The 12,019-nt window shown below is 65.9% G+C and carries 12 protein-coding genes; 8 read left to right on the forward strand and 4 right to left on the reverse strand.

The window, feature by feature from the left end; all coding sequences use genetic code 11:
- Positions 1–9: 9 nt before the first annotated feature.
- The 3 genes from M3330_RS14680 to M3330_RS14690 are packed head-to-tail and all read left to right on the forward strand — an operon-like array spanning position 10 to position 3,353.
- Positions 10–876 (forward strand): carbohydrate ABC transporter permease, encoded by an 867-nt coding sequence (locus M3330_RS14680; protein WP_228045187.1) that lies wholly within the window; start codon positions 10–12, stop codon positions 874–876.
- Positions 877–900: 24 nt separating this feature from the next.
- Positions 901–2,229, forward strand: coding sequence for an ABC transporter substrate-binding protein (locus M3330_RS14685; protein WP_039585301.1), 1,329 nt, complete (start codon positions 901–903; stop codon positions 2,227–2,229).
- Between the two features lie 11 nt (positions 2,230–2,240).
- Positions 2,241–3,353 carry an ABC transporter ATP-binding protein gene (locus M3330_RS14690; RefSeq protein ID WP_006553670.1) on the forward strand — a complete coding sequence of 371 codons (1,113 nt, stop codon included), beginning with the start codon at positions 2,241–2,243 and terminating at the stop codon, positions 3,351–3,353.
- On the opposite strand, the gene M3330_RS14695 is transcribed toward M3330_RS14690, so the two are convergent.
- Genes M3330_RS14695 through M3330_RS14705 form a run of 3 tightly spaced genes read right to left on the reverse strand, consistent with a single transcriptional unit; the run spans position 3,319 to position 4,944 of the window.
- A complete protein-coding gene (locus M3330_RS14695) occupies positions 3,319–3,807 on the reverse strand; it encodes an SRPBCC domain-containing protein (protein WP_255025194.1) in 489 nt (162 codons plus the stop codon). The genes M3330_RS14690 and M3330_RS14695 overlap by 35 nt on opposite strands.
- A gap of 3 nt (positions 3,808–3,810) precedes the next feature.
- Positions 3,811–4,152 carry a helix-turn-helix transcriptional regulator gene (locus tag M3330_RS14700; protein ID WP_255025195.1) on the reverse strand — a complete coding sequence of 114 codons (342 nt, stop codon included), beginning with the start codon at positions 4,150–4,152 and terminating at the stop codon, positions 3,811–3,813.
- Positions 4,153–4,182: 30 nt separating this feature from the next.
- A complete protein-coding gene (locus M3330_RS14705; protein ID WP_064060819.1) occupies positions 4,183–4,944 on the reverse strand; it encodes a DeoR/GlpR family DNA-binding transcription regulator in 762 nt (253 codons plus the stop codon).
- A gap of 206 nt (positions 4,945–5,150) precedes the next feature.
- Here M3330_RS14705 and fgd point away from each other — a divergent pair, with 206 nt between their 5' ends.
- Genes fgd through M3330_RS14720 form a run of 3 tightly spaced genes read left to right on the forward strand, consistent with a single transcriptional unit; the run spans position 5,151 to position 8,131 of the window.
- Positions 5,151–6,155 (forward strand): glucose-6-phosphate dehydrogenase (coenzyme-F420), encoded by a 1,005-nt coding sequence (gene fgd, locus M3330_RS14710; protein ID WP_138844654.1) that lies wholly within the window; start codon positions 5,151–5,153, stop codon positions 6,153–6,155.
- Positions 6,156–6,175: 20 nt separating this feature from the next.
- Positions 6,176–7,828 carry a glucose-6-phosphate isomerase gene (pgi, locus tag M3330_RS14715; protein WP_255025197.1) on the forward strand — a complete coding sequence of 551 codons (1,653 nt, stop codon included), beginning with the start codon at positions 6,176–6,178 and terminating at the stop codon, positions 7,826–7,828.
- A gap of 3 nt (positions 7,829–7,831) precedes the next feature.
- Positions 7,832–8,131 carry a WhiB family transcriptional regulator gene (locus M3330_RS14720; protein ID WP_006553755.1) on the forward strand — a complete coding sequence of 100 codons (300 nt, stop codon included), beginning with the start codon at positions 7,832–7,834 and terminating at the stop codon, positions 8,129–8,131.
- Between the two features lie 13 nt (positions 8,132–8,144).
- Here the strand turns inward: M3330_RS14720 and M3330_RS14725 are convergent, their stop codons facing one another.
- Entirely contained in the window at positions 8,145–9,548 is a 1,404-nt protein-coding gene (locus M3330_RS14725) for a PLP-dependent aminotransferase family protein (protein WP_006553754.1), read from the reverse strand.
- Positions 9,549–9,585: 37 nt separating this feature from the next.
- Here M3330_RS14725 and M3330_RS14730 point away from each other — a divergent pair, with 37 nt between their 5' ends.
- Positions 9,586–10,467 (forward strand): DMT family transporter, encoded by an 882-nt coding sequence (locus M3330_RS14730; RefSeq protein ID WP_006553753.1) that lies wholly within the window; start codon positions 9,586–9,588, stop codon positions 10,465–10,467.
- 125 nt (positions 10,468–10,592) lie between these two features.
- Positions 10,593–12,011 carry a DUF4038 domain-containing protein gene (locus tag M3330_RS14735; protein ID WP_255025202.1) on the forward strand — a complete coding sequence of 473 codons (1,419 nt, stop codon included), beginning with the start codon at positions 10,593–10,595 and terminating at the stop codon, positions 12,009–12,011.
- Positions 12,012–12,019: the final 8 nt, after the last annotated feature.

The following is a 12,019-nucleotide window of genomic DNA, read 5'->3' on the forward strand; positions in this document are numbered from 1 at the left end:
AAGTCTGTCGTGCACCTGGTCGCACCCGCGGATGAAACGCGTTCGCACCGAAGACGAGAGCGCGCCGTCACGGCTTTGGCCTATGTCGCCATGGTGCTCGTGCTGCTGGTGGTGGCTCTGCCCTTGTACTGGATTGTCGTGACATCGTTCAAGGAGCGGCCCGACATCTACACGCTGCCGGTGACCTGGTGGCCGAGCGTCTTTCATCCGCAGAACTACACGGAGGCAACCGAATCTGTGCCGTTCGGGTTGTTCCTGCGCAACTCGATCGTCATCACGACGATACTGGCGACGGTGAAGTTCGTCCTCGGAGTGTTCAGTGCGTTCGGTCTCGTGTTCCTGCGGTTCCCCGGCAAGAACATCGTCTTCCTCGGCATCATCGCCGCGCTGATGGTGCCGAACCAGATCACCGTCATCTCCAATTATGCGCTCGTCGCGGACTGGGGTTGGCGCAACACCTTCCAGGGCATCATCGTGCCGTTGGCAGGCGTGGCTTTCGGAACGTTCCTCATGCGCAACCATTTCCTGTCCATTCCGGCCGAGATCATCGAAGCCGCACGGATGGACGGAGCGGGCCCGTTCCGGCTGCTGTGGCGCGTGGTCCTCCCCGTATCCGGCCCGACCATGGTCGCGTTCGCGCTCATCACCGTCGTGAACGAGTGGAACGAGTATCTATGGCCGTTCCTGATGGCCGACGACGCATCCGTTGCGCCGTTACCGATCGGGCTGACACAACTCCAGAACAACGACGGTGTCACGAACTGGGGTCCGGTCATGGCCGGCACCGTGCTCGCGATGCTGCCGATTCTCGTGATTTTCCTTGTGCTGCAAAAGCACATGATCAAGGGCCTCACCTCCGGTGCGGTCAAGGGCTGAATCCTCAGGGAGCTGGGAATGGACATCAGGAACATCGACAGGCGTCGTTTCCTCGGGCTGACCGGTCTCGTGGCTGCGAGCGCTGCGCTGACCGCATGTGCAGGGACGGGCGGTGGCTCGTCCCAGACTTCGGGAACGGGATCGGTATCCGGCGATGCATCGCGGATCAGCTTCTGGTCCAACCACCCCGGCAAATCCCAGGACGTGGAGAAGGAGCTGATCCGGCGGTTCCAGGACGCGAACCCGGGCATCACGGTCGATCTCATCGACGGTGGCAAGAACTACGAGGAGGTCTCACAGAAGTTCAACGCCGCGCTCTCCGGCGGCGACCTGCCCGACGTGGTCGTGCTGTCGGACGTGTGGTGGTTCAACTATGCGATCACCGGTGCGATCACCCCGCTCGACGATCTGTTCCGCGAGGTGGGAGTGGACACCGGCGACTACGTCGATTCCCTGCTCGCGGACTATCTCTACGAGGGGAGTCACTTCGCTCTTCCGTACGCGCGGTCGACTCCGCTGTTCTACTACAACAAGCAGGTGTGGCAGCAGGCCGGACTTCCCGATCGCGGACCCGACACCTGGGAGGAGTTCGACGAGTGGGGTCCCCGCATCCAGGGGGTGGTCGGCGACGGCAGGCTCGCGCACGGCTGGGGCAACGCCAAGGATTACCTCGGATGGACCTTCGAGGGCCCGATCTGGACCTTCGGTGGTGCCTATTCCGACGGATGGGACCTGAAGTTCACCGACGAGAAGACAATTGCGGCAGGTGAATTCCTGAAGCGCATGATCCACGACAAGAAGTACGCCGCGGTGACGACCGATATCGCGAACGACTTCTCCGCCGGTCTCATCGCCTCCACGATCGCGTCCACGGGAGACCTGTCGGGTATCACGCAGAACGCGTCCTTCGAATTCGGGACGGCCTTCCTGCCGGCTCCCGAAGGCGTCGCGGGATGCCCCACCGGTGGTGCGGGTCTGGCGATTCCGTCCGGTATCTCCGACGAACGCAAGCGCAATGCCCTGAAGTTCGTCGAGTTCGTCACCAACGGCGACAACACCGCGTACTTCTCACAGAACATCGGTTACATGCCGGTCCGGAAGTCCGCGGTGGACAACCCCGCCATGAAGGAGTACCTCGAGGACAACCCCAACGCACGGACCGCGGTCGACCAGCTGGCCGTCACGCGCTCCCAGGACTACGCCCGGGTGTTCGTCCCCGGTGGCGATCAGATCATCGGGACCGGCCTGGAACGGATCGCACTGCAGAACGCCGACGTCGCAACGACCTTCGCCGACGTGCAGCAGCAGCTGCAGGCGGTCGTCGACAGGCAGATCACCCCCAACCTGAAGTAGAAGGAACACCATTGGCTGCCATCGCCTTCCGCAACGTCACCCATCGGTATCCCGGTGCCGATCGTCCTGCCGTGGACCGACTGGACCTCGACATCGAGGACGGGGAATTCCTCGTCCTCGTCGGGCCCTCGGGATGCGGCAAGTCGACGAGCCTGCGCATGCTCGCCGGTCTCGAGGCGGTCGACTCCGGGCGCGTGGAGATCGGTGGTCGTGACGTCACAGGACTGCCACCGAAGGCCCGTGACGTCGCGATGGTTTTCCAGAACTATGCGCTCTACCCGAACATGACCGTGGCGGAGAACATGGCCTTCGCTCTGCAGAACGCGGGGATGAAGAAGGACGAGCGCACGGCCCGAGTGCTCGAAGCCGCCCGGATGCTCGAACTGGAATCACTGCTGGACCGCAAGCCCGGAAAGCTGTCGGGTGGTCAGCGTCAGCGTGTCGCGATGGGGCGCGCGATCGTCCGTCACCCGGCAGTGTTCTGCATGGACGAGCCGCTTTCGAATCTCGATGCGAAACTGCGGGTCAGCACCCGCGCGCAGATCGCCGAGTTGCAGCGGTCGCTCGGCACCACCACCGTGTACGTGACCCACGACCAGGTCGAGGCGATGACGATGGGAGATCGTGTCGCCGTCCTGGAGAACGGCCGCCTTCAGCAGGTCGCGTCGCCTCGGAAGTTGTACGACGAGCCGGTGAACACCTTCGTCGCCGGGTTCGTGGGGTCGCCGGGGATGAACCTCGTCGAGGCAGCTGTACACGACGGGTACGCCGAACTCGGAGCGCTGCGAATCCGCGTTCCGCGTTCGGTGGATTCCGATCGCGTGGTGATCGGGGTCCGTCCGGAATCGTGGACGACCGTGGGGGCGTGGCGATCCGACTCCTGGTCGCTACGGACGGTCCTGGTCGAGGAACTCGGTGCCGAGTCGTTCGTGTACGCGGTGCCGAAGGACACCGTGGACGGAGATGCCGACAGGATCGTCGTCCGGTGGGATCGGCATGTGCCCGTCTCGTCGGGTTCCGAGATCCACGTGATCCCGAAACCCGACGAGGTGTACTTCTTCTCCGCACGGACCGGGGTTCGGCTCGGTGCTACTGCTCCGCTACCAATGCGTCGATCTGGTTGATGGCGGACGAGGCGCCCTCGACCACGCCCATGTCCAGAACCTGCTGGAGCGCTTCGGCGCTCTCGTAGGTGCTGACATAGGTTGCGCGCGTGCCGCCCTCGAACTCCTCGAAACTGTAGACGCACCGTGAGACGGGTGGTTCCGGCTTCGGGGTGAAGTCCGGCTCCGCGAAGCCGTCCAGGAACGAGAAGCCCGTCGGTTCGTCGACGGTCGTGATATCCCAGTAGCCGGCGTACTTCTCACCATCGGGGCCGGTCATGAAGTAGGTGGTACGGGTGCCGGGCTTCAGATTGTGGTCGACCACCGTCGCGGGGAAGGTCGGGGGTCCCCAGATCTTCTCCAGCTGACGGGGATCGGCGTAGACCTGCCAGATGCGGGACACCGGGGCGGCGAACTCCGCGGTGATGGTCAGGGTCGGCTGGTCGGAGTCGTGCCGGACGTCGGTTACAGGCATTTCTCAGCCTTCCTCGGAGGATTCGGATGCGATGAGTTCGTCGATGCGCGCGATGCGACCGCGCCAGAGCTGCTCCATCTCGGTGAGCATGGACGCCACCGACCGCACTGCCGCCACGTCACCACTGGCCAACTGCTCGCGACCGCTGCGTCGCTTCACGAGCAGACCGGCCTTCTCCAGCACGGCGACGTGTTTCTGTACTGCGGCGAAGGACATGTCGTAGTTCACTGCGAGAGCGGACACCGAGTGCTCCCCGGCCAGGACGCGTCGCATGATGTCTCGTCGGGTCCGGTCGGAGAGCGCGTGGAACAGGGCATCGGCCCGGTCCTCGTCGTCTCCGCTCACATCCCAAATGTACAACCGAATGATTGTATGTCAAGAGTTCGAAGCGATCACGAGTCGGTCGCCGTAGGCTGCCCGCTTCTCCTCGTCGAGGCCGCCGTCGGTGACGATGCACGAGACCTCGTCGAGGCTCGCGACCCGGGCGAGCGCGCGCTCTCCGAACTTCGAACGATCCGCCACGACGATCGTCTTCTCGGCCGACCGGATCATCGCCCGCTTGATCGGGATCTCCAGCGTGTTGGTGTTGGTGATGCCGGCAGTGGGGTGCACGGCGTCGGCACCGAGGAACGCCCAGTCGGCCGAGTAGTCCGAGAGGAACTGCACGGCATGGTCGCCGACCAGGGTGTAGACCGAGCCGAGGAGCTCGCCTCCGGACACGAGAAGCCGGACATCGGGAAATGCCGCAACGTATTTCGCGATACGCAGGTCATTGGTGAGGACCGTCAGTGACGCCTTGTGTCGCAGTGCGACCGCTACCTCGTAGGTTGTGGATCCACTGTCGAGCACCACGCTGTCGCCGTCGGACACCATGGCGGCCGCTACCGCCGCGATCGCCACCTTCTCCTCACGGCGTACGTCCTTCTTGAGGGCGTACGGCACCTCGAGGCCCGCGCCCTCGACCGCTCGGGCGCCCCCGTGCGTGCGCTCGACCTTCCCTTCACGGGCGAGCGAATCGAGGTCGCGACGGATCGTGGACGCGTCGACGCCGAGATCGGCCGAGAGGGTCTTCGCATCGACATATCCGTCGGCGAGGATTCGGTGGAAGATTTCACGTCGCCGTGCGGTCGCTGACACGATTGCTCCTAGGGCTCTGGGCACTCGAATTTCTGGGTACTCGGACGCCGTGGTCGGGGGTCGGTGCACGACCATAACGCACGGGCGACACACCTTTGCGTGGATATTGACACTGTCTGCGCTCAGTGTGCATGATTTCGTGCAGGATTTGCGCGATAGTGCGTGATCGTTTCGCTGGCACCACGTTGTTCGGAGGTTGCACGGTAATGCTGAAGTTGGGATACAAGGCGTCGGCGGAGCAGTTCGGGCCGCGCGAGCTGGTGGAGTTGGGTGTGTTGGCCGAGGCGCACGGGATGGATTCGGCGACGGTGTCGGATCATTTCCAGCCGTGGCGGCACAACGGTGGGCATGCGCCGTTCTCGTTGGCGTGGATGACCGCCGTGGGGGAGCGCACCGAAAGGTTGCAGCTGGGCACGAGTGTGCTCACGCCGACGTTCCGGTACAACCCGGCGGTGATCGCGCAGGCCTTCGCGACGATGGGGTGTCTGTATCCGGGACGGATCTTCCTCGGGGTCGGCACCGGCGAAGCACTCAACGAGATCGCCACCGGCTACGCCGGCCAGTGGCCGGAGTTCAAGGAACGCTTCGCCCGGCTGCGCGAATCGGTGCGGTTGATGCGTGAGCTGTGGCGCGGAGACCGGGTCGATTTCGAGGGCGAGTACTACACCACCAAGGGGGCGTCGATCTACGACGTGCCCGAAGGCGGCATCCCGGTCTACGTCGCCGCCGGCGGCCCGGTCGTGGCCCGCTATGCCGGACGCGCGGGGGACGGGTTCATCTGCACCTCCGGCAAGGGCATGGAGCTCTACACCGACAAGCTGTTGCCGGCCGTCGCCGAGGGGGCGGAGAAGGCGGAGCGGGATGTCGCGGGGATCGACAAGATGATCGAGATCAAGATCTCGTACGACACCGATCCGGACAAGGCGTTGGAGAACACCCGCTTCTGGGCACCGCTGTCGCTCACGCCGGAGCAGAAGCATTCGATCGATGATCCGATGGAGATGGAGGCGGCGGCGGATGCGTTGCCGATCGAGCAGGTCGCCAAGCGGTGGATCGTGGCGTCGGATCCGGACGAGGCGGTCGAGCAGGTCAGGGCGTATGTCGATGCGGGGTTGAATCATCTGGTGTTCCATGCGCCGGGTCATGATCAGAAGCGGTTCCTGGAGTTGTTCGAGCGCGACCTCGCCCCGCGCCTGCGCGCACTGGCGTGACGAAAGGCGTTGGCAGAAACATGGATACGGAAACACAGGATGTGACGACCACGGAGGCCTGGCGAGCCCTCGATGCCCATCGCGACGAGATCGCCGCGGTGTCCCTGCGGGAGCTGTTCGCGATCGAACCGCAGCGCGCGCAGGCGTTGACCTCGCACGCCGGGGATCTGGTGGTCGACTTCAGCAAACAACGTCTCACCGGTCGCACTCTCGAACTGCTCCTCCAGCTGGCGGAGCAGACGGGTGTGGCCGCGGCTCGGGAGGCGATGCTCTCGGGTGCGCACATCAACGTCACCGAGGATCGGGCGGTGCTGCACACCGCCCTGCGTCTGCCACGCGATGCGCAGTTGATCGTCGACGGGGTCGATGTCGTCGCCGATGTCCATGCCGTGCTCGACCGGATGGGCGAGTTCACCGACCGCCTCCGCAGCGGCGACTGGCGCGGCGCCACCGGGCAGCAGATCACCACGGTGGTCAACATCGGCATCGGCGGCTCCGATCTCGGCCCGGCGATGGTCACCCGCGCACTGCGGCGCTTCCACGACGGGCCGGCGACGCGGTTCGTCTCCAACGTCGACCCCGCCGATCTGACCGCGGCACTGGCCGACCTGGACCCGGCGACGACCGTGTTCATCGTCGCGTCGAAGACGTTTTCCACCCTCGAAACCCTCTCCAACGCCACCGCCGCCCGCCGCTGGCTCGTCGACGCCCTCGGGGAAGATGCGGTGGCGAAGCATTTCGTCGCGGTGTCGACGCACACCGAGCGGGTGGTCGAGTTCGGCATCGACCCGGCGAACATGTTCGAATTCTGGGACTGGGTCGGCGGCCGTTATTCGGTCGGCTCGGCGATCGGGCTGGCGGTGATGTGCGCCATCGGACGCGAGCGGTTCGCCGAGTTCCTCGCCGGCATGCACACCATCGACACCCACTTCGCCACCACCGCCCCGGCACAGAACGCACCGTTGCTGGCCGGGTTGATCGGGGTGTGGAATGCGAGCGTCCTCGGCCACCGCTCGCGGGCGGTGGTGCCCTATGCGCAGGATCTGGCGCGGCTGCCGGCCTATCTGCAGCAGCTGACCATGGAATCGAACGGCAAATCCGTGCGCGCCGACGGCACACCGGTGGTGTGTCCGACCGGGGAGGTGTTCTGGGGTGAGCCCGGTACCAACGGTCAGCACGCCTTCTTCCAGCTGTTGCACCAGGGCACCGAGATCGTCCCCGTCGACTTTCTCGGCCTGGCCCGTAGCGGCGACGACCTGCCCGCCCGCGACGGGCGGACCAGCATGCAGGTGTTGTTGCTGGCGAACATGTTCGCCCAGGCCAAAGTGTTGGCCTTCGGGCGTGATGCCGACGAGGTCCGCGCCGACGGCGTCGACGAGGCGTTGGTGGCGCACAAGGTGATGCCCGGGGATCGGCCGTCGACGACGATCCTCGCCCCGGAACTGACCCCGTCGGTGGTCGGGCAGATCATCGCCTTCTACGAACATCAGACCTTCGTCCAAGGCGTCGTGTGGGGGATCGACTCGTTCGACCAGTGGGGCGTCGAACTCGGCAAGACCCAGGCCACCGCCCTGCAGACGGTGCTCGCCGGCGACGAGATCCCAGAGACCGGCGACGCGTCCACCGACCACCTGATCGAGGTCTACCGCACCCTGCGCAACGGAGGGAGGTAAGACATGCCCGCGCTGAAGTTGCTCTATCTGCCGCCTCCCGTTACCGAGGAATGGGATTGGCAGATGGACGCGGCTTGTCGCGACGCAGACGGATCGTTGTTCTTCCACCCGGACAACGAGCGGGGCGACGCGAGGGAGAACCGGATGGCTTCGGCCAAGAAGGTCTGCGCTCGTTGTCCGGTGCGGGAGAAGTGCCTGCAGTACGCCCTCGATTCCGGTGAACGCTACGGGATCTGGGGTGGGCTCACAGAGGACGAACGCACCCGGGTGAGGAAGGCCCGCCGGCGCCGCACGAGCCGGTGACGTCCGCTCGCCCTCACCCGCCGGAGACGACTTTCCCGATGACCCGCGCGGCCTCCCGGAAGGCCGCCGGATTCGGTCCTGCGTAGTTGAGCCGGAGGTACTGACCGGTGGGCTCCGCCGGGAACCACTCGTCACCTGCCGCGACGAGCACCCCGGCGGCCTCGCACTCGTGCGCGACGGCCTCGGCGTCGACGTCGTCCGGGAGCCTGCCCCACAGGTTGAGCCCACCGGACGGTAGCCCGTCGACAGCCACATCCGGTGCGAGCTCACGAAGTTCGCTCACGAGAAGGTTGCGGCGCGATTCGAGCTCGCGCCGCACCGCCCGCAGATGGGTCTGCCATGCCGGCTGGGTGACGACGTCGAGCGCGACCGTCTGGAGAACGCCGCTCACATAGACGGATTCGGCCTGCACGTCGGCGAGGATGCGTTCGCGAGCCGGTCCACGCGCGACGATCGCCGCGACCCGCACCGACGGCGCGACACTCTTGGTCAGGGAGCGGACATAGACGACGTGGCCCGAATCGTCGCGGGCGAACAGCGGAACGGACGAGGCCGAGATCCCGAAGTCGTGGGCCCAGTCGTCCTCGATGACGAACGCTCCCGCATCGCGCACGACGTCGAGGACCCGCTCGCCGGTCGACGACGGCCATTGCGCCCCGGTGGGATTCGCGAAGTTCGGTTGTGCGTAGAAGGCGCGGGCCCGGGTCCGATCGAAGGCGCGGGCCAATTCGTCGGGATCGGGCCCGTTGGGTCCGCTGGAAACCGGTACGAGCTGCACGCCGGCCTTCGTGGCCGCGAGAATTGCACCCCAATAGGTCGGTGACTCCACGATGAGGGGATTACCGGCGCCGACGAGTGCGCGGAAGATCGACCCGAGCCCGCTCTGACTGCCGGGGGTGATGATCACGTCGCCCGCGGACGGCGGGGCCGTGCGCGCGTTCGTCGCTTCCGACAGCTCCGCGGCGAACCACTCCTGCAGTTCGGGAAGTCCTGCAGCAGGTGTCCGTCCTACGGCGGCGTCGCTGCGGGCTGCGCGTGAATATGCTCCGCGGACAAGGCGTTCGGGAAGCAGCGTGCGGTCGGGATAGCCGGAGTGGAGTGAGACCACATCGTTGGACACGGTGCGCAGGGCGGCGGAGGCGCGAGGCAACGAGGGAGCCGTTCCGAGCGCTTCCGTCTGCCAGCTGTGATCGATCGTGTTCGACGTGCGGATCCGGCGGACGAAGGTTCCCACACCGGTGCGACTCTCCACGAGACCCCGGGTCTGGAGTGTCTTCAATGCTTTCTGCACCGTGACGGGGCTGACGCCGTACTGCGCGACGAGCGATCTCGTCGACGGCAACCGGGCGCCGGGTGCTGCGGTGGCGATCCACCGGGTCAGTTCCGCGACGAGCTGGGAACTGCTACTGTTCGACATGAGATTGAAGAGTAGCGCTATCGTGTCCGGCAGGCCAGTGCTATCGTCCGATCCTCGCGGGCTCGCCTGGGGTCTGCTCGGCGTCGCAGGCTTCTCCCTGACCGTGCCGCTCACCCGCATCGCCGTCGAGAACGGGGCGATGTCACCGCTGTTCGTCGCCGCCGGCCGCGCGGTCGTCGCGGCGGTTCTCGCCGCTCTGGCGCTCGCGCTCACGGGGCAACGACTCCCGAACACGCATCAGTGGCGCAGGATCGCCGTCGTCACAGGTGGGGTGGTGATCGGATTCCCCATGCTCACCTCGTACGCCCTGACCATGGCACCGGCGAACCACAGCGCGATCGTCATCGCGATCCTTCCGGCTGCGACCGCGGTGGTCGCGGTGTTGCGGGCCCACGAACGGCCGCCCACCCCGTTCTGGGTCGCGGCGGGTGCGGGGACGGTCGCCGTCATGGCCTTCGCGGGCCTGCGTGGCGGAGGTGCCGCGGGATTCGGTCGAGCCGATCTGCTGTTGCTCGGCGCAGTGGTCGCCGCCGCCGTCGGTTACGCAGAAGGCGGGCTGCTGGCGCGGGAGATCGGTGCGTGGCAGACGATCTCGTGGGCACTGGTGCTGGGGTCACCGTTGATGGTGACACTCACCCTGGTCTCGCTCGCCGACGGACCGCCGCAGGGTGGGGTGACGCACTGGGCGTCGTTCGCGTACCTCGGCATCGTCAGCATGTTCCTCGGGTTCTTCGCGTGGTACCGAGGTCTGGCCATCGGGCCGATGGCTCGGGTCGGGCAGGTGCAACTGACCCAGCCGATCATGACGGTCGGCTGGGCCGCCTGGCTGCTGGGAGAACCATTGACATGGGCAGTGTTTGCGGGCGGTGCCGTCGTCGTGCTGTGCGCCGGCACCGCCGTCCGCGTCCGTCGGAATTGAACGTCGGTCCTTGTCGAGGAAGAAGTCCCCAGCGCGGGTTGTCGCCGACGACGGGTTCCGTGTTTTCGCTCGGAGCCACGATCTCCTCCGTAGCCTGGACGTACCACGGGCGCGGTGGGGTGACGATGAAACAGGCAGTCCTTGTGATGGTGTTGCTGCTGGTCGCGGCCTGTTCGAACGCGGGAGAGCAGGAACAGCGGACGAACGTCCCGGCGGTCGAAGCGGCCTGCGATGCCGCCGACCACCGCTTCGTCTCGTCCGTCGGCGCCGATGGCCGCCATTTCGAGGATCAATACGGTGATCCCGTCCTCGTCCGCGGCGACTCGCCGTGGTCGGGGATGGCCGACTGGTCGCCCGAGCAGGCCGAGTTGTATTTCACCGACCGCGAGATCAACGGGTTCAATGCCTCGATCATGTCGGCGATCGTCGTGCCGGTGAACGGCGGCCCGAGCTACGAAGGCGCCACCTTCGACGGCATCGAACCGTTCGTCGACGGCGACATCACGCAGTGGAACGAGGTGTACTGGTCGCGTGTCGACGACTACCTCCGGATCGCGTGCCGCCACGGGAACACGGTATTCCTGTATCCGATGGACGGATGGAACCTCACCCACGTCTTCGCGTCGACCACGCCGGAACAGGCCTTCGAGTACGGACGGCGGTTCGCGCAGCGGTACGCGGAATTCCCGAACATCGTCTGGATGACCGGCGGGGACTACTCACCGGAGGCGGAGGATCTCGCGGCCGGTGCCGAGTCGGATCTCGTGCTGCACGCGATGCTCGACGGGATCCGTGATGCCGGCTCCGACGCACCGTTCACGATCCAACTGGGGTGGGACAAGCTGCTGTCCACGGATCACCCGTTCTGGGAACCGGTCGTGGACTGGAACTTCGTCTACACCTACGCGCCCACCTATCAGGCCGTCCTGCAGGCCTACGAGCGTGCCGACGGAACCCGCGACCCGCGACCCGCACTGTTCTCGGAGGGCAACTACGAAGGTGAGAACAACCAGGAGGACACGGCACCGACCACCGACGAGACACTCCGACGTCAGGCGTTGTGGGCACTGACCTCCGGTTCGCCCGGCGAGTTCCGGGGTTCCGACGACTGGGAGTTCCCGGACGGGTGGGAAACCCGTCTGGATACTCCCGCTGTCGCACAGCTGCGAGCGATACGTGAACTGTGGCAGTCGTGGCCGTGGTGGGAGCTCGTGCCGGATATCGACGAACCGCTCGTCGTCGCAGGTCGCGGCACCCCGTGGACGAGTGACGAGATGATCGACGTTCTCGACGACGAGTACGTCACCGCTGCCCGGACACCCGACGGTTCACTCGCCGTCGTCTACCTTCCGACGCAGCGCACGATCCGGCTCGATCCTGCGTTGGTACCGGAGGAGGCGACCCTCGAGTGGGTCGACCCCGCCGACGCGACCGGGCCTCGGCAGCCGGCGACTTCCGACGAGAACGGCGACATCCCTATACCGGGGCCGAACACGGATGGAGACGGGGATCGGCTTCTCGTGATCACCGAGCGAGAGGGATGAACTTTGCT

This window comes from Rhodococcus sp. GA1 (assembly GCF_024321955.1).
Lineage (GTDB): Bacteria > Actinomycetota > Actinomycetes > Mycobacteriales > Mycobacteriaceae > Rhodococcus > Rhodococcus pyridinivorans.

Bases quoted from the DNA above. Each gene is read 5' to 3' on its own strand.
- pgi (WP_255025197.1), top strand. From the start codon at position 6,176: ATGGATACGGAAACACAGGATGTGACGACCACGGAGGCCTGGCGAGCC.
- M3330_RS14695 (WP_255025194.1), bottom strand. From the start codon at position 3,807: ATGCCTGTAACCGACGTCCGGCACGACTCCGACCAGCCGACCCTGACC.
- M3330_RS14725 (WP_006553754.1), bottom strand. From the start codon at position 9,548: ATGTCGAACAGTAGCAGTTCCCAGCTCGTCGCGGAACTGACCCGGTGG.
- M3330_RS14735 (WP_255025202.1), top strand. From the start codon at position 10,593: ATGAAACAGGCAGTCCTTGTGATGGTGTTGCTGCTGGTCGCGGCCTGT.
- fgd (WP_138844654.1), top strand. From the start codon at position 5,151: ATGCTGAAGTTGGGATACAAGGCGTCGGCGGAGCAGTTCGGGCCGCGC.
- M3330_RS14720 (WP_006553755.1), top strand. From the start codon at position 7,832: ATGCCCGCGCTGAAGTTGCTCTATCTGCCGCCTCCCGTTACCGAGGAA.